General features: G+C 67.4%; 27 protein-coding genes and 1 tRNA gene. 15 read left to right on the top strand and 13 right to left on the bottom strand.

Annotated features, from left to right (window positions below):
• The first annotated feature begins 75 nt into the window (after positions 1-75).
• The 5 genes from ACWDPV_RS07245 (at position 76) to ACWDPV_RS07225 (ending at position 3,925) form a co-directional block, all read left to right on the top strand.
• The gene (locus tag ACWDPV_RS07245; RefSeq protein ID WP_348806107.1) at positions 76-507 is read left to right on the top strand and encodes an organic hydroperoxide resistance protein; all 432 of its coding nucleotides are present in this window, start codon (positions 76-78) and stop codon (positions 505-507) included.
• A gap of 94 nt (positions 508-601) precedes the next feature.
• Positions 602-1,087, top strand: coding sequence for a Dps family protein (locus ACWDPV_RS07240; protein WP_449742350.1), 486 nt, complete (start codon positions 602-604; stop codon positions 1,085-1,087).
• A 144-nt stretch (positions 1,088-1,231) separates the two neighbouring features.
• Positions 1,232-1,774: a CbrC family protein gene (locus tag ACWDPV_RS07235; RefSeq protein WP_449742349.1), complete on the top strand. Its 543-nt coding sequence runs from the start codon at positions 1,232-1,234 to the stop codon at positions 1,772-1,774.
• A gap of 73 nt (positions 1,775-1,847) precedes the next feature.
• Positions 1,848-2,393 carry a histidine kinase gene (locus tag ACWDPV_RS07230; RefSeq protein ID WP_449742348.1) on the top strand — a complete coding sequence of 182 codons (546 nt, stop codon included), beginning with the start codon at positions 1,848-1,850 and terminating at the stop codon, positions 2,391-2,393.
• A gap of 167 nt (positions 2,394-2,560) precedes the next feature.
• A complete protein-coding gene (locus tag ACWDPV_RS07225; RefSeq protein WP_449742347.1) occupies positions 2,561-3,925 on the top strand; it encodes a M20/M25/M40 family metallo-hydrolase in 1,365 nt (454 codons plus the stop codon).
• A 65-nt stretch (positions 3,926-3,990) separates the two neighbouring features.
• On the opposite strand, the gene ACWDPV_RS07220 is transcribed toward ACWDPV_RS07225, so the two are convergent.
• From ACWDPV_RS07220 to ACWDPV_RS07210, 3 genes are all read right to left on the bottom strand, one after another.
• Entirely contained in the window at positions 3,991-5,031 is a 1,041-nt protein-coding gene (locus ACWDPV_RS07220; RefSeq protein WP_449742346.1) for an acyl-CoA dehydrogenase family protein, read from the bottom strand.
• A gap of 74 nt (positions 5,032-5,105) precedes the next feature.
• Complete coding sequence (locus ACWDPV_RS07215) at positions 5,106-5,732, bottom strand: lipocalin family protein (protein WP_449742345.1); 627 nt, start codon at positions 5,730-5,732, stop codon at positions 5,106-5,108.
• A gap of 139 nt (positions 5,733-5,871) precedes the next feature.
• Positions 5,872-6,291, bottom strand: a complete 420-nt coding sequence (locus tag ACWDPV_RS07210; protein WP_449742344.1) for a DUF7144 family membrane protein — start codon at positions 6,289-6,291, stop codon at positions 5,872-5,874.
• 172 nt (positions 6,292-6,463) lie between these two features.
• Between ACWDPV_RS07210 and ACWDPV_RS07205 the strand changes: the two genes are divergently transcribed.
• Together ACWDPV_RS07205 and ACWDPV_RS07200 are read left to right on the top strand one after the other, a co-directional pair.
• Positions 6,464-6,537, top strand: a tRNA-Pro gene (locus ACWDPV_RS07205).
• 215 nt (positions 6,538-6,752) lie between these two features.
• Positions 6,753-7,202 (top strand): hypothetical protein, encoded by a 450-nt coding sequence (locus tag ACWDPV_RS07200; protein ID WP_449742343.1) that lies wholly within the window; start codon positions 6,753-6,755, stop codon positions 7,200-7,202.
• Positions 7,203-7,438: 236 nt separating this feature from the next.
• Here the strand turns inward: ACWDPV_RS07200 and ACWDPV_RS07195 are convergent, their stop codons facing one another.
• The 4 genes from ACWDPV_RS07195 to ACWDPV_RS07180 form a co-directional block, all read right to left on the bottom strand.
• Positions 7,439-7,849, bottom strand: coding sequence for a DUF7144 family membrane protein (locus tag ACWDPV_RS07195; protein ID WP_449742342.1), 411 nt, complete (start codon positions 7,847-7,849; stop codon positions 7,439-7,441).
• A 96-nt stretch (positions 7,850-7,945) separates the two neighbouring features.
• Complete coding sequence (locus ACWDPV_RS07190; protein ID WP_449742453.1) at positions 7,946-8,659, bottom strand: haloacid dehalogenase type II; 714 nt, start codon at positions 8,657-8,659, stop codon at positions 7,946-7,948.
• A gap of 79 nt (positions 8,660-8,738) precedes the next feature.
• Complete coding sequence (locus ACWDPV_RS07185; RefSeq protein WP_449742452.1) at positions 8,739-9,680, bottom strand: metallophosphoesterase; 942 nt, start codon at positions 9,678-9,680, stop codon at positions 8,739-8,741.
• Positions 9,681-9,810: 130 nt separating this feature from the next.
• The gene (locus tag ACWDPV_RS07180) at positions 9,811-12,261 is read right to left on the bottom strand and encodes a penicillin-binding protein (RefSeq protein ID WP_449742341.1); all 2,451 of its coding nucleotides are present in this window, start codon (positions 12,259-12,261) and stop codon (positions 9,811-9,813) included.
• A 309-nt stretch (positions 12,262-12,570) separates the two neighbouring features.
• Between ACWDPV_RS07180 and ACWDPV_RS07175 the strand changes: the two genes are divergently transcribed.
• A complete protein-coding gene (locus ACWDPV_RS07175) occupies positions 12,571-12,879 on the top strand; it encodes a WhiB family transcriptional regulator (RefSeq protein WP_449742340.1) in 309 nt (102 codons plus the stop codon).
• 93 nt (positions 12,880-12,972) lie between these two features.
• Here the strand turns inward: ACWDPV_RS07175 and ACWDPV_RS07170 are convergent, their stop codons facing one another.
• From ACWDPV_RS07170 to ACWDPV_RS07160, 3 genes are read right to left on the bottom strand one after another with little or no spacing between them, the layout of a single operon-like run.
• Positions 12,973-13,611, bottom strand: coding sequence for a hypothetical protein (locus ACWDPV_RS07170; protein WP_449742339.1), 639 nt, complete (start codon positions 13,609-13,611; stop codon positions 12,973-12,975).
• Positions 13,612-13,671: 60 nt separating this feature from the next.
• Positions 13,672-14,775, bottom strand: coding sequence for an ArsA family ATPase (locus tag ACWDPV_RS07165; RefSeq protein ID WP_348808391.1), 1,104 nt, complete (start codon positions 14,773-14,775; stop codon positions 13,672-13,674).
• A complete protein-coding gene (locus tag ACWDPV_RS07160) occupies positions 14,775-15,920 on the bottom strand; it encodes an ArsA-related P-loop ATPase (RefSeq protein WP_449742338.1) in 1,146 nt (381 codons plus the stop codon). The genes ACWDPV_RS07165 and ACWDPV_RS07160 overlap by 1 nt, the downstream gene beginning before the upstream one ends.
• Positions 15,921-15,977: 57 nt before the next feature.
• On the opposite strand from ACWDPV_RS07160, the gene ACWDPV_RS07155 reads away from it, so the two are divergent.
• Genes ACWDPV_RS07155 through ACWDPV_RS07145 form a run of 3 tightly spaced genes read left to right on the top strand, consistent with a single transcriptional unit; the run spans position 15,978 to position 17,388 of the window.
• On the top strand, positions 15,978-16,142 hold the full coding sequence (locus ACWDPV_RS07155; RefSeq protein ID WP_348808389.1) for a DUF4177 domain-containing protein: 165 nt from the start codon (positions 15,978-15,980) through the stop codon (positions 16,140-16,142).
• Positions 16,143-16,147: 5 nt separating this feature from the next.
• The gene (locus tag ACWDPV_RS07150; RefSeq protein WP_449742337.1) at positions 16,148-16,624 is read left to right on the top strand and encodes a RidA family protein; all 477 of its coding nucleotides are present in this window, start codon (positions 16,148-16,150) and stop codon (positions 16,622-16,624) included.
• Positions 16,621-17,388 carry a TSUP family transporter gene (locus ACWDPV_RS07145; protein WP_449742336.1) on the top strand — a complete coding sequence of 256 codons (768 nt, stop codon included), beginning with the start codon at positions 16,621-16,623 and terminating at the stop codon, positions 17,386-17,388. Before ACWDPV_RS07150 ends, ACWDPV_RS07145 begins: the two co-directional genes overlap by 4 nt.
• Positions 17,389-17,413: 25 nt before the next feature.
• Here the strand turns inward: ACWDPV_RS07145 and ACWDPV_RS07140 are convergent, their stop codons facing one another.
• The 3 genes from ACWDPV_RS07140 to ACWDPV_RS07130 form a co-directional block, all read right to left on the bottom strand.
• A complete protein-coding gene (locus ACWDPV_RS07140; protein ID WP_449742335.1) occupies positions 17,414-18,265 on the bottom strand; it encodes an MBL fold metallo-hydrolase in 852 nt (283 codons plus the stop codon).
• A gap of 168 nt (positions 18,266-18,433) precedes the next feature.
• Positions 18,434-19,108 (bottom strand): Crp/Fnr family transcriptional regulator, encoded by a 675-nt coding sequence (locus tag ACWDPV_RS07135; RefSeq protein WP_348805329.1) that lies wholly within the window; start codon positions 19,106-19,108, stop codon positions 18,434-18,436.
• A 148-nt stretch (positions 19,109-19,256) separates the two neighbouring features.
• The gene (locus tag ACWDPV_RS07130) at positions 19,257-19,469 is read right to left on the bottom strand and encodes a hypothetical protein (protein WP_348805328.1); all 213 of its coding nucleotides are present in this window, start codon (positions 19,467-19,469) and stop codon (positions 19,257-19,259) included.
• A gap of 173 nt (positions 19,470-19,642) precedes the next feature.
• On the opposite strand from ACWDPV_RS07130, the gene nth reads away from it, so the two are divergent.
• The 4 genes from nth to ACWDPV_RS07110 all read left to right on the top strand — a co-directional run bounded on the left by nth (position 19,643) and on the right by ACWDPV_RS07110 (position 23,326).
• Positions 19,643-20,419 carry an endonuclease III gene (gene nth, locus ACWDPV_RS07125; protein WP_449742451.1) on the top strand — a complete coding sequence of 259 codons (777 nt, stop codon included), beginning with the start codon at positions 19,643-19,645 and terminating at the stop codon, positions 20,417-20,419.
• Positions 20,419-21,216 carry a TlpA disulfide reductase family protein gene (locus ACWDPV_RS07120; protein ID WP_449742334.1) on the top strand — a complete coding sequence of 266 codons (798 nt, stop codon included), beginning with the start codon at positions 20,419-20,421 and terminating at the stop codon, positions 21,214-21,216. The genes nth and ACWDPV_RS07120 overlap by 1 nt, the downstream gene beginning before the upstream one ends.
• A 158-nt stretch (positions 21,217-21,374) precedes the next feature.
• On the top strand, positions 21,375-22,136 hold the full coding sequence (locus ACWDPV_RS07115) for an NUDIX hydrolase (protein ID WP_449742450.1): 762 nt from the start codon (positions 21,375-21,377) through the stop codon (positions 22,134-22,136).
• On the top strand, positions 22,133-23,326 hold the full coding sequence (locus tag ACWDPV_RS07110) for a MarP family serine protease (protein WP_449742333.1): 1,194 nt from the start codon (positions 22,133-22,135) through the stop codon (positions 23,324-23,326). The genes ACWDPV_RS07115 and ACWDPV_RS07110 overlap by 4 nt, the downstream gene beginning before the upstream one ends.
• Positions 23,327-23,344 lie beyond the last annotated feature (18 nt).

The raw sequence follows: 23,344 nt of genomic DNA, 5'->3' as shown, positions 1-23,344 counted from the left end.
CGAGAATCGTTGGACAGCAAAGACGTTCGATCATCTTCCACCGTCGACCCCGGTGGTATCAGTGAGGAGAGCACTATGGCAATCGAGACCGCATACACCATCTCGTCCAAGGCCAGCGGCGGCGGCCGGGACGGCGAGGTCGTGTCCGAGAGCGGACGCATCGACCTCGACCTGCAGCCGCCCAAGGAACTCGGTGGCAGCGGCGAGGGAAGCAACCCGGAGGAATTGTTCTCCGCGGGTTATGCGGCCTGTTTCCTCGGTGCCCTCCGTCTGACCTCCAAGCAGGCGGGCACGCCCGCACCCGACGACTCCACGGTCACCGTGACGGTCGGCATCGGCAAGGACCCGGCCGACGACGGTTTCGGTCTCGAGGTGTCCATCGAGACCTACCTCCCCGGCCTCGACGAGGCCAAGGCCAAGGAACTCACCGAGGCGGCACACGCCTTCTGCCCCTACTCGAAGGCCACCAAGGGAAACATCGAGCACACGCTGACCGTCCGGGTCTGACCCCGCGTCACCGTTTGCTCGACACGAGACATATCCACGCGGCACCCGCCACAAGCGCCCGGTGCCGCCAAGAAAGAAGAAAGGACGTCACACAATGACCTCCACTCTGAACACCCCGATCACCAGCACGCTCTCCGAGGAGCAGAAGTCGGTCACCGGAACCGCGCTGCAGGAGACCGTCGTCGATCTGATCGACCTGTCACTGATCGCCAAGCAGGCCCACTGGAACGTGGTTGGTGCACAGTTCCGTTCGGTCCACCTCGAACTCGATGAGCTGGTGGCCGTCGCCCGCGAGTTCACCGACGCCGCGGCCGAGCGCGCCACCGCCATCGGTGTCAGCCCCGACGGGCGGGCCGAGACGGTCGCCAAGACCGCCCGCACCACCGGATTCGGTGAGGGCTGGACCAAGGACGCCGACGTCGTCGCCGCCGTGGTCGACAACCTCAAGGCCGTCATCGCCGGTCTGCGGGCGCGGATCGACGTCACCGAGTCGACCGATCCGGTCACCCAGGATCTGCTCATCGGATTCGCCTCGAAGCTCGAGCAGCTGCACTGGATGTGGCAGGCCCAGGTGGCCTGAGCGTTACGCCCCTGAGCACCGCATCACCGGGGGACGCGAGGGCGACAGCCTGGTCCTCGCTTTCCCACCCCGTGACGAGCCCCGCCCCTTCGGCGGGGCTCGTTGGCGTTGGGGCTTGTCGTCTCCGGTGGCTATCCTGGCGCGATGCCCGCTTCCGAACTGCCCACATTTCGGTACTTTCCCGATCCGGTGGCCGCCGGTGCCGTCGCACCCGCCGACGACGTCTGTCAGTGTTGCGAACGCTCTCGCGGCTGGATCTACCACGGCAGTTTCTACTCCGAGCAGGAGATTGACGACCTGTGCCCGTGGTGCATCGCCGACGGGTCGGCGGCGGCGAGGTTCGACGGTGAGTTCACCGCCGACATCGGATGGGGCCTCCCACGGTGGGATGTCCCCCGCGACGTGATCGACGTGATCGCCCACCGCACACCTGGGTTCCCGACTTGGCAGGACAGACGATGGTGGACGCACTGCGACGACGGCGCCGCATTCGTCGGCATGGCCGGAACCGACGAGATGACCGCCCTCGGCGATGAGGCCATCGAGCAGATACGCACCACCGCCGAGGTGGCGGTGGACCAGTGGGGACAGCTGCTGCCGATCCTGCGTGCCGACGGCGACGCCGCGGTCGCGTTGTTCCGGTGCCTGCACTGCGGTGCCCACGGCGGATACCTGGACCTCTCCTGACCGAGAGGGGCCGCCGCCCGGCGCGCTGTGACCTGGCGCACCCGCCCGTCGGAGGCGACGGTAGCCTCGCGGTGTGGAGTACTGGGGTGTCATGGTCGGGATTTTCCTCGTGGCCGCGGTCGTTGCGGCCGTCGCCTTCGTCCGCTCTCGCGAGCGGGAGCCGGAGCAGCTGCGGCGCGGGGCGTCGCTGGCGCGCGAACTGCGCGAACTCGGGGCCGACGACCCGGTGCGCCTGGCCGCGGTGGACGAATACGAGACCGCCCTCTACCAGCGACTCTTCTTCGTCTCGACGGTGTCGCCGCGGGTGCGCAGCGCCGTGTGGGCGCTGCTCGGGGCGGTGCTGGCGGCGGCCGGGGGGCTTGCGACTCGTGGCGATGGGTTGTACCTCACGGTCCTGCACGCGGCGTCACTCGTACTCGCCGGTGTCTTCGGGCTGGCCGCACTGTTCTTTGCCGGACTCGCCGCATTCCACGCCGCGACGACGCCACGGGTGTCGTTCACCGAGAGTTATGCGGCCGTCGCCGGCGGTGACGCGTCGACCGGCGAGGATTCGGTGACCGCCGACCCGACCCCCGCCGACCCGACCCCCGCCGACACGACCACCGACGACGGACGCTGACCTCTTTCGTCGGAAGTTGCGTGCGCTGCTCCCACACACACGGAATGCATTGCGTGCATCCGGGATTCGGGCATGCAAGGTCGGTTCGCATGGTTGCTGCGACAATGGTGTGAGGCTTCGGTTACCGCAGCCGACCGGCTCACCTACTGCATCGGAGGAGAACTGACGTGAGTGTGGACGAGATTCGCGAACGGGTGAGCGCGCTGATGCCCCGGGCTCGTGAGGATCTGACCGAGATGGTGGCCTTCGAGTCGGTCTTCGATCCGTCCCAGCCGGAACCGCCGGAATGCGCCCGCATGGTCGACTGGCTGATCGAGGCGTTCACCGAGGCCGGGGTGTCCGACGTGGCCGCACATGTCACATCCGACGGGTCTCGTGCGGTGACCGGACACATTCCCGGCCCGCCGGGAGCGCCGACGGTGCTGCTGTACTTCCACCACGACGTGCAGCCGCCTCTCGACTCACAGGCCTGGACGACGCCGGCGTGGACTCTCACCGAACGCGACGGACGCTGGTACGGGCGTGGTGCCGCCGACTGCAAGGGCAACATCGCCGTCCACCTCACGGCGTTGCGGGCCCTGGGCAAAGATCTGGGCGTCACCGTCAAGATCATCGGGGAGGGCTCGGAAGAACAGGGTTCCGGCGGCATCGAGGACTTCGTGCCCAAACATCCGGAACTGCTGAGCGCCGACGCCATCCTCATTCTCGACTCCGGCAACATCGGCGTCGGTCGCCCCACCCTGACCACCAGTCTGCGCGGGATCGCCAATGTCGTCGTCAGCGTCGAAACCCTGTCGTCGGCCATGCATTCCGGCATGTTCGGCGGTGCCGCTCCGGACGCCCTGGCGGCCCTGATCGCGATGCTCGCCACCCTGCGCGACGCCGACGGCAACACCACGGTGCGCGGCGTCGATGCGAGTCAGGAGTGGTCCGGTATCGACTACTCCGAGGAGCAGTTCCGCAAGGACGCAACGGTTCTCGACGGGGTGGACGTCGTCGGTTCGGGCAGCATCGCCGAAATGGTCTGGGCGCGACCGGCAGCCACCGTCCTCGGCATCGACTGCTCGCCGGTGGTCGGATCGTCGGCATCGGTGACGCCGAAGGCTCGGGCGCGGATCAATCTCCGGGTACCCCCGGGCATGGACCCGGCCGCGGCGCAGGATGCGCTGATCGAACACCTACGAGCGGTGACGCCGTGGAACGCCCGGGTGGAGTTCGAACGCGAGGCCATCGGAAAGCCGTTCTCCGGTTCCACCGAAGGGCCCGCCTTCGAGGCGATATCGGCCGCGCTGCGCAGCGCCTACGACCACGAGGTGGTGCAGCAGGGCCAGGGCGGGTCGATCCCGCTGTGCACGGTGCTGCAGGAGACCTTCCCCGACGCCGAGATCATGCTCTTCGGCGTCGAGGAGCCGAGCTGCCTGATCCACGCACCCAACGAGAGCGTCGACCCGTCCGAGATCGAGAATCTCGCCGTGGCCGAGGCGTTGTTCCTGCGGGACTTCGGTGCCCGAACCGAATCGACGGGTCAGTAACGCGGAACGGGCCGACGTCTGGGCGCTGTCAATGGAATAGGGAGCACTGTCAACGGGACTGCGTCCTAACTCGGGTCATCGGCTCCGCTGAACCGTTGGACGAGAAGGTCTTTCACTTGGGGCCGGCTCGCGGCAACCAGGGTGAACATCGCCTCGCGGGCCAGGCGTTCCGGGGTGGAACCGGTCACCAGGGCGCGGCCGCCGTCGGCGGCGACGAGCGCGGAGGTGGCCTCGACGGCGAGTCGGGCGGCGTCGGCACGAGCGTCGAGGAGTGCCGTTGTGTCGGAAAGGGATTCGTCGAGGCGGGTGCGGATCACACCGGCTCGTTCGCGTAGTGCTCGGGCGGCGTGCACGTCGTCGAGTCGCTCCAACAGTGCCGTGGCGCGCCGAACGAGGCCGAAGGGGAGCGTGCCGTTGATGCGCAGGCCGATGTTCTGGCTCGCGAAGAAGTCGTCGAGGCTGACGCGACTGACGATCTGTGCGTCGCTCACCCGTAGGCCCTCGACGCGCAGAAACACTGTGCTGGTGGCGTTTCCGGCCGACAGGTGCATGGGACTCGCGGCGATCTCGGGGATCGTGCGACGCGCGGGCAGGATTGCGGCGATCACGTCGTCGGTCTCGACGTCGCGCGCGGAGATCTGCAGGAGGTCGATGATGCCCCAGCCACTGACGAACGGGGCGTAGCCGTCGATGATCCAGCCGTCGGTGGTGCGGTTGGCCGTCATCCGCGGCGGGGTGGGTACCACGCCGGCATAGGCGACTCCGGCGCGTAGCCGTCCACTCACCGTATCGGCCAACAACTCCGAACGCAGGGCCGCATTCGATGTCGAGGACAGGGCGATGACAACGCCGTGGTGCTGCAGCCAGGTGAAGGCGGTGGAAAGGCAACCGCTGGTGAGGACCTCCTGGATCTCCAGGACTGCGGTGAGATCGAGACGTGCGTCGGCGTCGGCGATCCCGAACAGTCCGGCGCCGGCGAGGTGAGACCAATGGGATTCGGGGATGATCCCGGTGCGGTCCACCTCACCGGCGGCGGGATAGAGGATCTCGTCGGCGATGCGGTAGGCGTCGGTCAACAGCGCTTCGGGCGGACGGCGGGTGCTCACCTGATCAGGCTACGACCGATCAGGTCGGCACCGGCGCAACCGCACCGAACCGATCGCCGGTCGTCAGACCGTGCTCAGACCGTGCAGAGTGGCGAATAGTCGCTGCGCCCACCGGTGGTCGGCGAGATGAGGAAGGTACACGAATTGAAGCCGACCTTCTCTGTCGCATCCTTGAGCATCCGCAGTTCCGCGGTGGTCAGGACCTTCTTGCGGGACAACACGAATCCCGACAGGCGTGACGGATCGCCGACGACCGCATACTCGTAGGGGGCATCCGGTGTCGCGCCGTCGGCCACCCACGAGACGATGTAGTTGGGGGTCTTGCCGGGATCGATGGTGTTGGGGACACCCGGGAAGGTGACGATGAGCTGGGCGTTGCTCACCGGATCGACCACGGTCGCCTTGCCCTTGATGCCATCGGGCTGCCCGGTGAACGACGTGCACTTGTTGTCGACGCTGATCGTGGTCGCATCGATGATGCCGTAGGTGGCGTTGGTGTCCTTGGCGCAGCGGATACCGAAGAACGACGGGATCGTGGCCTGCTGCCACCACGTGCCCAGATAGCGCTGCACGTCGAGCTTCGGAACGGGCTTCAGTGGCGCGGCGTCGGCGGTGGCGGGGGCGACGATCATCGCCACCGCCGCGCCGATGACGGCCAGGGGCACGAGCAACAGACGGATGATGTGGCGCACGAGCGGCATGGTGGGACTCCCTTTCGTTCGGTGAACGCCAGCCATTCGCCACCAACGGGTGATCCGGATGGGTGAGCCGTGCCCGCCGGAGACGACGATGGGCTGGGCCACCACGAGGCAGCCCAGCCCATCGACACCCGAGCGCCGGTCAGGCGTTGGCCGGACTCCAGGTGGCCACCGCCCAGATCACGATGATGTCGAGAACGATGATGAGGATGGCCCAGGCGGGATAGTAGGGCAGCCACAGGAACTGGGCGATGATCGACAACGACGCGATGATGATGGCCGCCACCCGGCCCCACGCCGTGCCCACGGCCAGACCGCCGGCGATGACGACGGCGATGACGCCCACGATGATGTGGATCCAGCCCCACGACGTCAGGTCGAGCTCAAAGGTGTACTCGGCGCCCACCACCAGGATCTCGTCGTTGCTGAGGGCGGCGATCCCCTCGAAGATCGCGACGATGCCGGCCACGAACAGCAACGCTGCGGCGACGATCGAGATCCCGAGTGCGAAGCCGGTCTTCGTGGACGAGTTGATCTGGCGATCCTCGGCGGAACTGCTCATGACGCGCGGGTCCTTTCCTAGAGTGACATGCGTGATGCCATCCTTACGCGAACCTGAGTCCGCAGGGAACCCGTTGGGCGGGATTGGACTCATATTGAGTCGTGGTTTGGCGCGTTGACCAGCCGATTTAACTCCTGGCAGAGTCCGGGGGTAAGCTATCGCAGGTTGCACACGGGGTGTGGCGCAGCTTGGTAGCGCGCTTCGTTCGGGACGAAGAGGTCGTGGGTTCGAATCCCGCCACCCCGACTCGTTGGTTGAGACGACAGCAGGGCGCTGACCTGGATTTTCCGGGTCAGCGCCTTACTTGTCCGTATGGCCGGAACGGCCGGCCCGCTGGTCGCAGTGTTGAGCCGACAGATCCGAAACGCGGTGGACTCCTCGCGAATAGGGGCTCGGACGGCACCATCTTGGGGGCTGCGCGGCTTGTGGAAGGAACATCAGAGGTTTATCTGATGTGCACTATGATCGACACCATGGGCACCACTCACACCCTCACCGACCTGCTGCGCCACCCCAATGAGGTGACCGCAGAGGCAGAGCACGGTGCTGTCCGTATCACGCGTCGTGATGCTGCGGACCTTGTGCTGATGCGGGCTGGTGACCTCGAAAGCCGTGAGGCGGGGATTGCTTTGGCGTCGCGGCTCATGCGTGCCACCCATGCGCACGGGCATGTGATCGATGCTCTTCGCGCTGCCGACGCGTGGTTCGGACAGTTGGACGATGACGAGCAGCGGGAATGTGCTGCGGAGATCGACAGCTTGCTGTGGAGCGCCGTTGAACTCGGGATCTATCAGCGATTGCTCGATGAGTACGACGCGTGGCGGGGAACCGCGGCGGCCTATGCTGCCGGGTTCACTCCTGGTGATGGCACCGAGATCACGACCTCCCCGGTCCCTGCCGAGCAGCCTTGAGTGACATTCGCAATCAGGTATCCCGTCCCGTCAAGAAGTCGGAGTACCTGGTCTGTTGCGGAAACAGCAGGGCGCACAAGGGGTTTTAGCCGAGGACTGAATAGTGTTGCGAGACAGGGAGTCACCTGGATTCGCAGATAACCACCGTCAGAGCGGACGCCCGCATGACACGACCCGGCCGAGTGTGAACTCGGCCGGGTCGTCGTCGTATCACCGGAAGCGACGGTGCCCTGTTCTCAGTCGGTCTTCCAGGTGCACACGGCCCAGATGACGAACAGGTCGAGGGCGATGACCAGCACCGACCACCACGGGTTGTAGGGCAGCCACAGGAAGTTGGCGACGATCGAGATCGCGGCGATGATCACGGCGCTCACGCGGGCCCAGGTGGCACCGACGAACATCCCGAAGGCGATCGCGATCGCGATGATGCCGACGATGAGGTGAACCCAGCCCCATGTGGTGAGATCGAACTGGTAGATGTACTCGGGTCCGGCGACGTACAGCTTGTCGTTGACGATGGCCGAGAGTCCCGACAGAAAGCCGAGGACACCGGCGACGAGCAGCAGAGTTGCGGCGCCGATGGTGGCTCCGCCCGCGAATCCCTGGCGAACCGGATGCTGGTCCTGAACAGGTCTGGGTGCCGACATGACAATGCCCTTTCGGTAAACGTGTTTCCGAAGAGAATTCTCGTGGCGGGTCACCGGGATGGGCATCGCCCGAAAAGGATGAACTGACTCATTCGATCAACAGCCAAGTTGGGTTGCCAGATCACGGATATCGTGTGCATGGATGTCGTTGTGCACCGAGCCGGAATCGTCTTTCAACGATGCATCGCCCCATTCGAGGGGACGTTCGATGAATGCGGTGCGAAGGCCACATGAACGGGCGTGATCGAGGTCGGATTGATGGGTCGCGACCATCATCACCTGATCGGGCCGCACCTCCAGGAGACCGGCAATTCCGAGGTAGGTCGCCGGGTGGGGTTTGTAGTGCCGCCAGAGATCGGAGCCGCCGACGACATCCCAGCCGAACCCGTTGTGCTTGGCCATCGCGGTCAGCAGCGCCACACTGCCATTGCTCAACGCGCACACGGTGAATCGGGTGCGTAGACGAGCGAGGCCGGGTGCGGAATCGGGCCAGCCGGGAATGGTCCACCAGGCGTGCACCAGTCGTGTCGAGGCGGCCGGGTCGAGGGCCACGGCGAACTCTCGGGCCACCTCGCCGAGAGTGTCGGCCTGCAGGTCGTCGAGGCCCCGCCAGCCCAGTTCACCCGACTCGACGCGGGCCAGGATGGGAGCGTACCGACGTCGCCATTCTCGGGTGAACTCGGTGGCGTCGACATCGGGGATCTCTTCGGCCACCGCGGTGCGGATACCGGTGAACCAATCGGCGACGGTGCCGAACGTGTCGAATGCGAGAACCGAGATCTGTTCGGCGAGTGCGCCGTCGCCGCTCATCATGGTCACACCCAGTGTCGTCGGGATCGGGGTCGGGGTCGGGGTCGTCGGGGGTCGGCGGATCGGTTCGCGTGGCGTCTCAGTGCGCGTCGGTGGCCAACTGGGGCAGGGAATGATCTTCGTCGAACGTCGCGTCCCCATGAGAGACGGGTGTCAAGGTGAGCAGGCTGGCCTCGGGACGGCAGCAGAACCGGGCCGGGGCATACGGCGAGGTGCCCAGGCCGGCGCTGACGTGCAGCTTCATCGTCGAGCCCCAATTGGACGGGCCCTTCACCCGGGAACGATCCAGGTGGCAGTTGGTGACCAGGGCGCCGACGAAGGGCAGGCAGAGCTGACCACCGTGGGTGTGCCCGGCCAGCACGAGGTCGTAGCCGTCGGCGGCGAAGCGGTCGAGCACCCGTGGCTCGGGCGAATGGGTCAGCCCGAGCCGCAGCTGCGCGAGCGGATTGGGGCGACCGGCGATCGTGTCATAGCGATCTCGTTCGATGTGCGGATCGTCGACGCCCGCCGCGACCACCCGGACGCCGGCGACCTCGAGTTCGCGCACGGTGTGGGTGGCGTCGAGCCAGCCGCGCTCGACGAACGCGGCCCGCAGGTCCTGCCACGGCAGGGGCGCCCCGTGGGTCCGCTTGTGTTCGGTCCGGAAGTACTTGAATGGGTTCTTCGGCTTCGGGCCGAAGTAGTCGTTGGACCCGAAGACGAACAGGCCGGGCCGCGACAGCAGCCCGCCGAGGGACTGGATGACCGCCGGAACCGCTTGCGGGTGAGCAAGATTGTCACCGGTGTTGATCACCAGGTCCGGTTCGAGCGCATCGAGTTCGGACACCCACGCCTGCTTGAGCCGCTGATCGGGCATCATGTGCAAATCGCTGATGTGCAGCACCCGCAGCGGCGTGGCGCCCGGCTCGAGCACCGACATGGTGGTGTGCCGCAGCGTGAACGCATTGCGTTCGATCACCGTCGAGTAGAAGAGTCCGGCGGCCGCGAGTCCGGTGCCGGCTGCCACCGAGCGGGCCGTCATCGACGTCGGGAGGTGGCGTTCGAGCTGCCGAACCAGGTTCGCATCGAGGATGGGCATCACCCCACGATACGCGCACACCCGAAGCCCGACACGCCGGTCGGCGTGTTCACCGGACACGCCGACACGCGCCTCAGCCGGGCAGGTCGATGATCACCGGTCCGACGCCGGGCACCTGCACGGTGGTCTGCGTCGGCTCACCGCTGCCGCCCTCGGCGCGACCATTGCTCACGTACATCGTGATGGTGGTACCCGGCTGCGCGGAATCCGACGGCGCGGTGAAGAGCACGGTGCCCTGCGGGCGGGCGGAGTCGACCTCGAGCTGGGTGACCTTGAATCCGGCGGCCTGCAGGCGCGAGGTCGCGTCACTGGCGGTCAGTCCGGTGACGTTCGGGATGCGGCCACGGCTGGTGCCGGCCACGTACCGCGGATCCGACGGCGGCAGAGCCGTCGGGCCGAAGTTGTTGGCCACCGGCAGCATCGCCGAGTACCAGGTGCGCGCCGGTTCGTAACCGCCGTACAGATTTCCGTCGTAGCAGGACCGCAGCGGGCTGGTGCAGATGCCCTCCGGGTTGGGTCCGTCGCTGTAGACGTACACCGAGCCGGCGATGTTGTTGGTGAAGCCGAGGAATGCCGCGGAGCGATGCGCCTCGGTGGTACCGGTTTTGGCGGAGACGGGCAGATTCCATCCGGTGGCCCCGGCCGCGGCGGCCGACGTGCCGCCCCCACGATCGTCCTGGCCCATCGCCACGGCCAGCGAATTGGCCAGCCCCTCCTCGACGACGCGATCACAGGCCGGCGGGTTGAACGGCACGGCGTTGAGCACCGGGTTGCCGTCCGGTCCCGGGACCGCGTTGAGGTTCTCGTCGCGTTTGATCGTGTTGATCGACCCGATCGGATTGGGCGGGCACCACACACCGCCGGATGCCAGCGTCGCGGCGACATTGGACAGTTCCAGGCCGTTGACCGGGAACGGCCCGAGGGTGAACGAACCGAAGTTGCCGTCCTTGACGTACTGGGCGATCGACTTGTCGCCACTGCCCGACGTGCCCGGGGTGTTGTAGGACCGAAGACCCAGCCGCACCGCCATGTCGACGGTCGGTTTCACCCCGGTCTGCTGCAGCAACCCGACGAACGCGGTGTTCGGGGACTGCGCCAGCGCCTGGGACACCGACATCGTCGCCGGATACCGGCCGTCGTTCTTCACGCAGTAACTGTTGGCCGGACACCCGAACGAACCACCACTGTTACCCATGCCCTGCACGGCGAGGAAGGCGGGCACCGGGATGTTGGAGCCGGTGCCGATGACGCCCTTCTCCAGGGCCGCCGCGGTGGTGAACACCTTGAACACCGACCCGGCGCCGTCGCCGACGAGGGAGAACGGTTGCGGTTGCACGGTCTCGTCGGCGTTCTGGTTCAGGCCGTAGTTGCGGCTCGAGGACATGCCCAGCACCGGGTGCGACGTCGTGCCCGGTCGGATCGCGCTCATCACGCTGGCGACGCCGTCGGCTTGCGGGTTGGCCTGGGTCTGCAGTGCGCGTTGCACCGACCGCTGCACCTGCGGATCCATCGTGGTCTTGATGATGTAGCCGCCGCGCATCACCGAGTCCCGCGAGATGCCGTTCTCGGCCAGGAACTGCAGCGCGTAGTCACAGAAGAAACCGTTGTTCCCGGCGCCGATGCACCCCTGGGTCGGGATGTTCGGGTTGGGTACCACGCCCAGCGGCTTGGCCTTGGCGGCGATGAGTTCGTCGCGGCGATCCGGAAAGTTCTGGATCATCGTGTCGAGCACGGTGTTCCGCCGTGCCAACGCCGCCTCGGGATTCGTGTACGGGTTCAGTGCGCTACTGGACTGCACCATGCCCGCCAGCAGCGCCGCCTGCTCGACCGTCAGGTCCTTGGCGTGCGAGTTGAAATACACCTGCGACGCGGCCTCGATGCCGTAGGCGTTGTTGCCGAACGGGACGACGTTCAGGTAGCGGGTGACGATCTGTTTCTTCGCCTCCTGCTTGGCGGCGGCGTCCGAGAGGCCCTTGCGTTTGGCCTGCTCGATCAGTGACTGCTCCATCGTCAGCGCCATCCGCACCTCACGCAGCTTGCGGGCCGGGGTGGTCTCGGTGGCGGCCTGCCGGTCGGCCTCGGTGCGGGCGAGCACGAGCAGTTGATAGTTCTTGATGTACTGCTGGTCCAGCGTTGACGCGCCCTGCTGCACCTCGCCCGATGACGAGTTCTTCAGGGCCGCGCGGATCGTGCCCTTCCAGTCGACCCCGTCGTGTTCGAGAAAGCGGCGGTCCTCGATCGAGATGATCGCGCCGATCATGTTCTGCGAGATGTCGTTGTAGCCGACCTGATAGCGGTACTGATCGAAGAGAAGCGCGATGGGATTGCCCGCCGCGTCGGTCATCGTCGTGACCTCCGGCAGGGTGCCGTTGAGCAGTTCGGAGGAGACGTTCTCCACCGCCGACGCCGCCCGATTGGAGACGACTCCGATTCCGGTGGCCACGGGGTAGAGGAGTCCGGCGACCAACACACCGGCGAGCACACACGCCGCGGCGAGTGGCCCCAGCTTCTTCGAGATCGGCACCACGACAGGATACGTGTGATTTCGTCAACACCCGCGCAGCCTCGACCGCGGGCGATGTCGTCGACCACGGCATGCCTTCTGAACTGCGACGATTCGTCAAGTCTGCACGTGTGTGCCAGTTTTTCCGGCCCAGGGGTTGCGGTCGTCAGCACAGATCCCTAGATTGAGGGCAGAATGTGACTCACTTAACAGCAGGTCCGACAGAGTGTTGCATGTATCAAATACGACGCGGCGATCTCGAATGGGCGGGTTGCAGTCGAGAAGTCGGCGACGCAGGTGGCCGGCATACAACGACAGACAGGGGCGACGATGGCGACAGCGGCGGTTTCAACGGAAGAGGCGCGATTGACGTGGGTGTCGCAAGCGCGCTGCCGCGGGGAGAATCCCGACGATCTGTTCGTTCGTGGCGCCGCACAGCGCAAGGCCGCCACCATCTGCCGCCACTGCCCGGTGCAACTGCAGTGCGGTGCCGACGCGCTCGACAATCGGGTGGAATTCGGCGTCTGGGGCGGCATGACCGAACGTCAGCGTCGGGCGCTGCTGCGTCAGCATCCCGAGGTCACCTCGTGGGCGGCGTTCTTCGAGGCACAGCGTCGGCGTCAGCGGGTCGCGGGCTGAAGTAAAGTCACTTCACACATCACCGGCCGGGTACATCCCGCCGGTGATGTGTCGTTTCTGATCCCGGTCGGAACCGTGCGGGACGATTCGCGTTCAGGCCGGGTGAGAATCGTGGCCCGCCGGCCGGCCCGCTCGCCTCAGGGCCACCCCGCGCGCCACTGCGAGCGTGGCACCCAGCACACCGATCACCAGGATCACCACGACGATCCACGTCGACGTCGTGGTCGAGAATCCGAGCGCCCATGCACTGAGCACCCCGCCGGCCGTCGCCGCCACCGCCCCGATCGGTAACACGGCCGCGGTGGCGTACATCGTCGACCGCACCCGCTCATCTCCGACGGCCCTCAGCGCCAGGCCGATCGCGGCCACGGCGAGCACGTACGCGAGGACGCCACAGACCCCGTAGATCAGCAGCGGTGAGACGTCCGGGTAGTCGGTGACCGTCAGCATCGCGAGAACGGGCGCCAGTCCGAGCGTGATGCCGACGAGTCCGGCCGTCACGGTCAGGCCGACGCGGGAGCCGGCCGGGGCGGCCCGGGCGCCGGTCAGATACGAGACCGTTGCGGCGAGCGCGCCGATCACGATGCCGATCACCGCGACGGTCAGATAACGCAGCGTCTCCGACCCGAAGCCATCGGCGGGTTCCGGCCACACCGCGATGTAGGTCACGTAGCCGCGGCCGCCGGGGCTGGCGAGTCCCTGGAACAGTGCCGCGCCGAATGTGGTGAGCAACCCGCCGAGAACCGCCGAACCCGCACAGTGGCGCGCCCATCCCCCGATGGATGTGATGCGTCAGCCCCGCCCGGTGATCTGCTCGGCGACCGCGCGCAACGCGACCCGATCGGCGACCTCGAACGGCAGCGACGGGACCCCGACGATCGGCACCGTGGGGTGGGCGGCGGTGAACCGCTGCAGCAGGTGGACCTCACGCTTGGCCGTCCCGGCGCGTTCGGCGTGCACCAGCAGCACGCCGCGGGTGAGTTCGTCGAGGTCGCCGTCGCTGCGCTCCAGCGCCGCCCGCGCGGCGTCCTCGGTGATGCCGGTGAGGTTGGGGTGGGTGCGGTTGAGGATCAGTCCGGTCAGCGGCATCGACTCCTCGGAGAGCCGATCGACGAAGAACGCGGCCTCGCGCAGGGCATCCGGTTCCGCGGCGGCCACCACGGCGAATCGGGTGCCGGGCTGCTTGAGCAGTTCGTAGGTCTTCATCGCCCGGTCCTGGAAACCGCCGAACATCGAGTCCAGTGACTGCACGAAGGTGGCGACATCACGCAGCATGTCGCCACCGATGATGGTGGAGACGCCACGCATCGCCAGGCTCATCGCGCCGGTGACCATCCGGCCCACCCCGCGGCCACCGCCGACGAGCATCTTCATCAGCCGTCCGGACAGGAACGAACCGAGGCGTTGCGGGGCGTCGAGGAAGTCCAGTGCATTCCGCGACGGCGGGGTGTCGACGACGATCAGATCCCAGCGATTGGTCTCCAACAGCTTGCCGAGCTTCTCCATGGCCATGTATTCCTGTGTGCCGGAGAAGGATTCGGCCACTGTCTGGTAGAAGGAGTTCTCCATGATCGCCGCTGCGCGTTCGGGTGTCGAGTATTCGAGCACCATCTCGTCGAAGGTGCGGCGCATGTCGAGCATCATCGCGTCCAGCGTTCCGGCACCGTCGACGGCGACCGGTTGCGGGTCGTTGGTGAGTTCGCTCATCCCCAGTGACTGGGCGAGCCGCTTGGCCGGGTCGATGGTCAGCACCGCGACGGTCCGACCGGCCTCGGCGGCGTGCAGCGCCATCGCGGCGGCCGTCGTCGTCTTGCCGACTCCGCCTGCGCCACAACAGATCACCACGCGGGTCTCCGGGTCGGCCAGCACGGCGCCCATCTTCAGGTCCAGTGGCATCACGCGCCCGCTTTCTGCAGCAGATTGGCCAGTTCGTAGAGCCCGCCGAGGTCGATGCCGTCGCCGAGGGTGGGCAGTTCCAGGGTGGGCACCTCGACCTCGTCGAGCTGCGCCTTGGCGACCTGCTGGGCCTGCAGCCGGGAGGCGTGCTCGATGGTCTCGGTGAGCAGTCCGGCGAAGTCGGATTCGGAGGCGTCGATGCCGACCGCGGTCAGTCCCTTCGCCACGGTGGCGGCGTCGATGTGCCCCTCGGCGATGTCGTCGATCGAGTCGGCGGGCAGATGAATCGGGTTGACGCGGTTGATGATCAGGCTGCCGATGTGCAGATCCTTGCCGCGCAGTTCGTCGACCGCCTCGATGGTCTCGGTGATCGGCATCGCCTCGAGGAGGGTGACCAGATGGATCACGGTCTCCTCCGAGTGCAGCAGCCGGGCCACGCCCTCGCTCTGGTTGCGGATCGGTCCCGACTTGGCCAGGTCGGCCATGGCCTTGGTGACGTCGAGGAAGCTGCCGATGCGGCCGGTGGGTGGCGAATCGACGACGACCGCGTCGTAGACCCGGGTGCCCTTCTTGTCGGTTGCGATGATGCGTTCCTTGACCTTGCCGGTGATGAGCACGTCGCGCAGACCCGGGGCCACGGTGGTGACGAAGTCGATCGCCCCGATGCGCTTCATCGCGCGGCCGGCGAAGCCCAGGTTGTAGAACATGTCGAGGTATTCGAGCAGGGCGTGCTCGATGTCGATGGCCAGCGCCCACACCTCGCCGCCGCCCTCGGACGTGGCGATTCGCGTGTCGGTCGGTGGCAGCGGCGGGCTGTCGAAGAGTTGCGCGATGCCCTGCCGGCCCTCGCATTCGACGAGCAGGACGCGTTTGCCGTCGGCGGCCAGAGTCAGCGCCAGTGCCGCGGCGACCGTGGACTTGCCGGTGCCGCCCTTGCCGGAGACGAAGTGCAACCGGGCCCGGGCCGCGGAGTCCGGCCAGGAGTTCTGCGCGGTCACGTCCTCGGTGTCCTCACGCAGGGCCGCTGCGGTCACATCGTCGGCCAGGTCGTCGGCCTCGGCCTGCGCCGCATACCGCGCGCCGTCACCGGCGCCGCCCCCGGCGGCGGTGTGTGTCGTGCCGTCATCGGCAGTATCGTCGACCATCGCCCCACCCTATCCACTGTGGAAGTCCTCGGGGACAAACCGGTTAGGCTGGCCCTCATGAGTGAAGTCACCCCATGGGAGTACGTGACGGTTCCGCTGCTGACCCATGCCACCAAACAGATCCTCGATCAGTGGGGCGCCGACGGCTGGGAGCTGGTCAGCGTGCTGCCCGGACCGACCGGGGAGCAGCACGTCGCCTACCTGAAACGACCGAAGGGCTGATCGCGGTGGGTACCTGGACCCGACGTCTCGACGAACTGGGGATCACGCTGCCGGTCGCGCCGAAGCCGGTGGCCAACTACGTGCCGGCGGTGCGGTCGGGGAACCTCGTCTACACCTCCGGTCAGCTGCCATTCGTCGACGGCGAGCTGAGTGCGCGCGGCAAGGTATGCGTCGGTGCCGAGGGCATCGTCAAACCGGATCAGGCTACCGCGGCCGCCCGGCAGTGCACCATCAACGCGTTGGCCGCCGTCGACGGCCTCGTCGGGATCGACGCGGTCGTGCGTGTGGTCAAGGTGACCGGTTTCGTCGCGTCGGCTCCCGGATTCACCGGTCAACCCGGGGTGCTCAATGGCGCGTCGGACCTGCTCGGTGAGATCTTCGGCGACGCCGGTGTCCACGCCCGATCGGCGGTCGGCGTGACCGAACTGCCGCTGGGCGCGCCGGTCGAGGTCGAACTCATCGTCGAGGTCGCCGATCAGTGAGCGTTGAGGTCGTCGCGGCGTTGATCCTCGCCGCGGCGGCCGCCGGATGGGTCGATGCCGTCGTCGGTGGCGGCGGGCTCATCCTGATCCCGGCGCTGTTGATCGGTCAGCCCGGCGTCGCGCCGGCGTCGGCGCTGGCCACCAACAAACTCGCCGCGGTCGTGGGTACCGCGTCGGCGGCGTGGCGGTACTCCCGTGCGGTGCCGCTGCACTGGCGACGTCTGGCGCCGGTGTTCGCTTGCGCCGTGGTGTGCTCGGGTGCCGGTGCCTTCGTCGCGAGCCGCCTGCCCACCGACGTGTTCACACCGATCGTGCTGGTGATGCTGGTGGTCGTGGGACTCTTCGTCGCTCTGAACCCCGGCTTCGGATCCGGTTCGGCCACAACACGTTCGCGGGCGTCGATGATCGCCGGACTGGTGATCGCGGGCGTCGTGATCGCCTTCTACGACGGTGTGATGGGTCCGGGCACCGGAACCTTCCTCATCATCACCTTGACCGCGATGGTCGGGACGAACTTCCTGGAGAGTTCGGCGACGGCCAAGGTGATCAACACCGGCACCAACCTCGGGGCGCTGGCGGTCTTCGCCGCGCAGGGGCATGTGATGTGGTTGCTCGGAGCGGCGTTGGCAATCGGCAACGTGATCGGCGCGCAGATCGGGGCGCGGATGGCGTTGGGGCGCGGCAGTGCCTTCGTGCGCTGGGTGCTGCTGGTCGTCGTCGTGGTGATGGTGGCGAAGCTGTCGTATGACCTGATCACCGGGTGAGCGGTGGGCGTCACGGACGCCGTGGTCATTCCCCCCGCAGGTACTCCAACTGCGCCTTCACCGACATCCGGGCTGCCGGCCAGAGCTTCTTGTCGACGTCGGCGTAGACCTTCTTGACCACCTTCATCGGCTTGGCCTGGTGCGCGGTGACACCCATCTCGTCGAGCGCGGCCTGGATCTGGTCGATGCGCTCCTCGCGGTGCGCCTTGTAGAAGCGGGCCACCGGCTCGAGGGCCGGATGGTCGGGGCCGTGCGCGGGTAGCAGCGCCGCGTCGGCGCCGTCGACGATGAGCCGGTTCAGCGACGCCATGTAGTCGCGCAGGCTGCCGTCGGCGGGGTCGATGACGGTGGTGCCGCTGCCGAGGATGGTGTCGCCGGTGAGCACGGCACGCGACTCCTCGTGCTCGACCAGGAAACTCACCGAATCACCGGAATGACCGGGGGTGAACAGGACGGTGATGCGCAGTCCGGCGATCTCGATGATCTCCCGGTCGCGCAGCGGTGGCGCGTTGCGACTGTGTTCGGCCAGCCGGGCGCGGGTGGGTGCACCGGTGTGTTTGGTCAACCGATCGATGGCGCCGGTGTGGTCGAAATGCCGGTGGGTGATGAGCGTCAACGCGATACCCGGTTGGGCCGCAATGTTTTTCACATGCTTCTTGTGACGCGGCGGGCCCGGGTCGACGACCACACATTCGGCGTGGCCGGGAGCCCGCAGGATATAGGTGTTGGTCCCGTCGAGTTCCATCACGCCCGGGTTCTCACAGAGCAGCACCGACGCGAACGGGGTGACCTCGCGCAGCACGCCGTAGGCGGGATGGGAGACCGGCTCGTTCGCCGGGGTGGGTTCGTCGGGGGCTCCGACACCGGAATCCGTCATGCGCCCAGGGTAATCGCGCTCACACCCGACGACGGATCGGGGGGTGATCGGGGCCCGACGGCGGACTTCCGCGGGGTTCGTCATCGTCGGCCAGAAACTTCCCGCAGAGAAACAGAAAAGTGGGGGAAGAAGATTCTTCCCCCACTTTTCGTCAGGTCTGGTCCGCTCTTACCTTGCGCGCCTGGCCAGGCGCTCCGAGTCGGCGATCAGCACGCTCTTGCCCTCCAGACGCAGCCAGCCGCGCTGGGCGAAATCGGCGAGTGCCTTGTTCACGGTCTCGCGGGAGGCGCCGACGAGCTGAGCGATCTCTTCCTGGGTGAGGTCGTGGGTGACGCGCAGTGAGCCGCCCTCCTGGGTGCCGAAACGCTGCGCGAGCTGCAGGAGCTGCTTGGCGACGCGGCCGGGGACGTCGGTGAAGATGAGGTCCGCGAGGTTGTTGTTGGTGCGACGCAGGCGGCGGGCGAGGACGCGCAGCAACTGCTCGGCGATCTCCGGGCGGTCCTTGATCCAGGCGCGCAGCGCGTCGCGGTCCATCGACACCGCGCGCACCTCGGTCACCGTGGTGGCCGAGCTCGTCCGCGGACCCGGGTCGAAGATGGACAGCTCACCGAACATGTCCGACGGCCCCATGATCGTCAGCAGGTTCTCGCGTCCGTCCGGCGAGCGACGGCCGACCTTCACCTTGCCGGAAAGGATGATGTAGAGCCGGTCGCCGGGTTCGCCCTCGTGGAAGATGACATGCCCACGCGGGAAATCGGCGGGCTGCAGCTGCTTGGTCAACGCCGCAACGGCAGAGGGCTCAACACCCTGAAATATGCCCGCCCGCGCCAGTACTTCCTCCACCAAGGAGTCCCTTCTCACTGTAACAACACCGGGTGCGACCGGATCATCGCACCCTTTGCAACGCTACTCTCGCCACCAGCATAAGTGTTGAATGGGTCACGGGCGCCGCAATGGCGAGCGTGTCCCGATGCGGGAAATGTGCGACGACTCAGCCTGCGCGGCGATTGCGGAGTTCGTCCAGCGCGGCCGGCATCCCCTCGCGGGCGAGGGTGTCCACGTGCTCCGGCTCCGCGCCCTCCAGGAATTCCTCGACGTTGTCACGGTTGACCGTGACCTTGTCGGTCCACGCTTGAACCTTCTCCATACCGAGCGCGAAGAGCATCAGCACAGCCGGGAACAGCAGCACGGCGAGTCCTTGCATGGCCCCCAGTAAACACCGGAGGGGTTGCCGGCTCCCAACCAGAATGGCCGTGGTGATCGCTTTGTGACCAAAGCGTTGGCGGCGAGTGCGGCGACGCGCGCGCCGATCACCCCGAGCACGATCGCTAATCTGGTCCGGTGAGTGCACGTAAGGCCCCGGGATCGCCGGCACGGATGGCGAAGGCGCCGACCGCCGGCGCGGTGCCGTCGAAGAGGTCGGTGAAAAGCGAGACCCACCTGGGTCTTGTGCGTCGTGCACGTCGGATGAATCGCGCGCTGATGGTCGCGTTTCCGCATGTGTACTGCGAACTCGACTTCACCACGCCGCTGGAGTTGTCGGTGGCGACGATCCTGTCGGCCCAGTGCACCGACGTGCGGGTCAATCAGGTGACCCCGGCGCTGTTCGAGAAGTATCGGACCGCTTGGGATTACGCGCAGGCCGATCGGATCGAACTCGAGGAGATGATCCGGTCGACGGGGTTCTACCGCAACAAGGCCAACTCCATCATCGGACTGGGGCAGGCACTGGTCGAACGCTTCGACGGCGAGGTGCCGCACACGCTTCCCGAACTGGTGTCACTGCCCGGTTTCGGCCGCAAGACCGCCAATGTGGTGCTGGGGAACGCCTTCGGGGTGCCCGGCATCACCGTCGACACCCATTTCGGCCGGCTGGTGCGCCGGTGGCAGTGGACCGAGGAGACCGACCCGGTGAAGGTCGAGCACGCGGTCGGCGAGCTGATCGAACGCAAGGACTGGACCGATCTGTCGCATCGGGTGATCTTCCACGGCCGTCGGGTCTGTCACGCCCGTAAGCCCGCCTGCGGCGTGTGCATCCTCGCCAAGGACTGCCCGTCGGTCGGTACCGGACCGATGGACAAGGAGCAGGCCGCGGCACTGGTGAAGGGACCGGAGACCGATCATCTGCTGGAGATGGCGGGGATCGCGCCCTGATGACGACCGACCACAGCGACCCACACGGTTCGTCCGAGGCTCCGGAGAGCACGTCCGGACAGACGCCGATCTCCTCGCCGGCACCGACCCCGCAGCCCACACCCGGGCACCGACCGCGCGGCTCCCGGTTCCCGCCCGCCGCGCGCTGGACGGTGGTGTTCTTCATCGTCGTCATCGCCCTGGTGGTGGCGATCTGGCCGCGTGAGGGCGGATCCTCGTCCTCGTCGTCGGAGCAGGTCCGTCCGTCCGGGGCGCTGTCGGCAACCGATCTGCAGGTCGACGACGCGCAATTGGCGCAGGCGCGGACCGACGCCGCGATCGCCCCGTGTCCGCAGGTCGGCGGCCCGCCGCCGGGGGCCTCGGCGGTGCTGGCCGGGGTGAGCGTGCCGTGCCTGGCCACGGGCGCGCCCTACGACGTCGGGGCGGGGACCGTCGGCAAGCCGCTGGTCATCAACATGTGGGCGGTCTGGTGCGAGCCGTGCCGCCGCGAACTGCCGGTGCTCGCCGAATACGCACAGCGCGCGGGAGACCGGGTGACCGTGCTCACCGTGCACGCCAAGGAGGGGGCGGGCAACCCGTATCTGGTGCTGCGATTCCTGACCGAACTCGGCGTGCATCTGCCGGTCGTCCTCGACACCGACGGTGCGGTGGCCGCGGCGCTGCGGGCGCCGCGGGTGTTTCCGTCGACGATCATCGTCCGCGCGGACGGTAGTGTGGCCAAGATCGCGCCCACGGTATTCGACGATCCCCAACAGATCGCCGACGAGGTGCGGTCGGCGACGGGGGTCACTACGTGAGTATCTTTCACCGCTCCGGGAATCCGGGAAGCCCGGACTCCGGCGGCGGTACCCGGGCCGATGGTGGTACGCCTTCCGAGGGTGGTGCACCGGACCCGAACGATGTCCCCGAGACGCCGATCGGTCCGCTGGTACCGCGGGCGCAGATCCCACCGTGGATGCGGGCGCTGACCGACGACGTCACCGCGGTCCGCGAGCGGGTCCTTTCCCGCGGTGGTGATCGGACGCGTTGGGCCGCGATGCTGGGCCGCAACCGCCGGTCGGCGTCGGTGCTCATCTTGATCTCCGGGTCGTGGGACGCCGATCCGCTGCATCCCGGGGGTCTGCCCGCCGACGCGGAGGTGCTGCTGACCGAGCGGGCGCCGACGCTGCGTCAGCACAGCGGGCAGGTGGCCTTCCCCGGTGGCGGCGTTGATCCGGGCGACGACTTCCCGGTCGGCACCGCCCTGCGCGAGGCGGACGAGGAGACGGGACTGTCCGCCCACGGCGTCGACGTCCTGGCCACGCTGCCCAGCTTCCCGGTGCCGGTCTCCGGGTTCGATGTGGTGCCGGTGCTCGCACACTGGAGCACGCCGGGACCGGTGCGCGCCGTCGACCCGGGGGAGACCGCGCGGGTGGCCCGGGTGTCGCTGCGTGAATTGCTCGCCCCGCAGAACCGTTTCCAGGTTCGTCGGTCGGTGCTTGGTGGCCAGGTCTACAAGGGGCCCGCGTTCTTCGTCGACGGTCTGCTCGTGTGGGGTTTCACCGGTGGTCTGCTGGCCGCGATCAGTGATGCCGCGGGATGGGCGGTGCCGTGGAACACCGATGACGTCCGACCCCTCGACGAGATGATCGAGCTGGCCGGCAGCCCGCAGCAGACCGGTGCGGCCGCGGTGCTGCCCGCGCATCTGCGCGACCAGCACGACGGGACGCAGTCGTGACGTCCTCGACGTGGGTGGACATCGTCGTGATCGCGGTGGCGCTGATCGCGGCGATCAGCGGCTACCGGCACGGTGCGGTGGCCTCGGCGCTGGCCGTACTCGGGGTCCTGCTCGGCGCCGTCGCCGGCATTCTGCTTGTGCCACATGCCTATTCGATCACCGACGACCCGAACCTGAAGCTGGTGATCACCGTCGTCGTCCTCGTCGGGCTGGTGGTCATCGGCGAGGTCGCCGGCATGATCCTGGGCAGTGCCCTGCGCAGCGGCATCCGGTCCCCGGAGTTGCGGGCCGTCGACAGCGGCGTCGGCCTGGTACTGCAGGCCATCGCCGCGGTGTTGGCGATGTGGTTGCTGTCGATCCCGTTGTCGCACGACGGGTCTCCGCTCAAGCAGGCCATCGACGACTCGGCGGTTCTCGGTGCGGTCGGGCAGGCCGCACCGGCGGGCCTGGAGGCCCGCGCGGCCGACCGCTTCGACGAACTGTTCCAGGGCGAGGTGTTCGACGGGGTGCTGCGCCCCACCACCACGGCCAGCCAGGTCGATCCGCCCGATGCCGCTCTCGCCGATTCGCGTGTGGTCACGCGGGTCCGGTCGAGTGTGGTGAAGATCGAGGGTGAGGCACCGGATTGCGGTCAGGCGCTGGAGGGCAGCGGTTTCGTCGTCGGTCGCGATCTGGTGATGACCAACGCGCACGTGGTGGCCGGCACCACCACCCTGACGGTGACCCCGTACGGCGGTGACGCCTACGACGCGGACGTGATCCTCTTCGACGACCGCAACGATGTCGCGGTACTGCGGGTCAGTGACCTCGACGCGCAGCCCCTGGAGTTCGCCGCGCGCGAGGCCGCGACCGGCGACGACGCGATCGTTCTGGGGTTCCCGGAGGCCGGGCCCTTCCGATCGACGGCGGTACGGGTACGTGGTGTGAGCGAACTGCCGACCGCCAACATCTACCGCGACCAGCAGGTGGTGCGTGAGGTGTACACGGTGCGGGGCGTCATCCGGCAGGGCAATTCCGGTGGGCCGATGATCAATGCGAACGGTGAGGTTCTCGGCGTCGTCTTCGCGACCGCGGAGAACCCGGCCGACGAGACCGGGTATGCGCTGACCGCCAACGTCGTCCGCGGTGATCTGGAACGGGCGCAAGAACGCTATGCGCGGGTGAAGACCGGGGTGTGTCTGCGCGAGTGACGGGCCGTCGGCGATGCA

The organism is Gordonia sp. NPDC003504, assembly GCF_053587995.1.
The sequence above is the reverse complement of the archived record's forward strand: the minus strand, read 5'-3'. Positions and strand labels throughout refer to the sequence as shown.

Excerpts from the sequence above, each read along its gene's own strand:
- ACWDPV_RS07155 (WP_348808389.1), top strand. The coding sequence starts at position 15,978 with ATGAGTGAAGTCACCCCATGGGAGTACGTGACGGTTCCGCTGCTGACC.
- ACWDPV_RS07235 (WP_449742349.1), top strand. The coding sequence starts at position 1,232 with ATGCCCGCTTCCGAACTGCCCACATTTCGGTACTTTCCCGATCCGGTG.
- ACWDPV_RS07130 (WP_348805328.1), bottom strand. The coding sequence starts at position 19,469 with ATGCAAGGACTCGCCGTGCTGCTGTTCCCGGCTGTGCTGATGCTCTTC.
- ACWDPV_RS07215 (WP_449742345.1), bottom strand. The coding sequence starts at position 5,732 with ATGCCGCTCGTGCGCCACATCATCCGTCTGTTGCTCGTGCCCCTGGCC.
- ACWDPV_RS07175 (WP_449742340.1), top strand. The coding sequence starts at position 12,571 with ATGGCGACAGCGGCGGTTTCAACGGAAGAGGCGCGATTGACGTGGGTG.
- ACWDPV_RS07210 (WP_449742344.1), bottom strand. The coding sequence starts at position 6,291 with ATGAGCAGTTCCGCCGAGGATCGCCAGATCAACTCGTCCACGAAGACC.
- ACWDPV_RS07195 (WP_449742342.1), bottom strand. The coding sequence starts at position 7,849 with ATGTCGGCACCCAGACCTGTTCAGGACCAGCATCCGGTTCGCCAGGGA.
- nth (WP_449742451.1), top strand. The coding sequence starts at position 19,643 with ATGGCGAAGGCGCCGACCGCCGGCGCGGTGCCGTCGAAGAGGTCGGTG.
- ACWDPV_RS07140 (WP_449742335.1), bottom strand. The coding sequence starts at position 18,265 with ATGACGGATTCCGGTGTCGGAGCCCCCGACGAACCCACCCCGGCGAAC.
- ACWDPV_RS07185 (WP_449742452.1), bottom strand. The coding sequence starts at position 9,680 with ATGACGGCCCGCTCGGTGGCAGCCGGCACCGGACTCGCGGCCGCCGGA.
- ACWDPV_RS07120 (WP_449742334.1), top strand. The coding sequence starts at position 20,419 with ATGACGACCGACCACAGCGACCCACACGGTTCGTCCGAGGCTCCGGAG.
- ACWDPV_RS07160 (WP_449742338.1), bottom strand. The coding sequence starts at position 15,920 with ATGGTCGACGATACTGCCGATGACGGCACGACACACACCGCCGCCGGG.
- ACWDPV_RS07190 (WP_449742453.1), bottom strand. The coding sequence starts at position 8,659 with ATGAGCGGCGACGGCGCACTCGCCGAACAGATCTCGGTTCTCGCATTC.
- ACWDPV_RS07115 (WP_449742450.1), top strand. The coding sequence starts at position 21,375 with ATGCGGGCGCTGACCGACGACGTCACCGCGGTCCGCGAGCGGGTCCTT.
- ACWDPV_RS07245 (WP_348806107.1), top strand. The coding sequence starts at position 76 with ATGGCAATCGAGACCGCATACACCATCTCGTCCAAGGCCAGCGGCGGC.
- ACWDPV_RS07240 (WP_449742350.1), top strand. The coding sequence starts at position 602 with ATGACCTCCACTCTGAACACCCCGATCACCAGCACGCTCTCCGAGGAG.
- ACWDPV_RS07200 (WP_449742343.1), top strand. The coding sequence starts at position 6,753 with ATGATCGACACCATGGGCACCACTCACACCCTCACCGACCTGCTGCGC.
- ACWDPV_RS07165 (WP_348808391.1), bottom strand. The coding sequence starts at position 14,775 with ATGCCACTGGACCTGAAGATGGGCGCCGTGCTGGCCGACCCGGAGACC.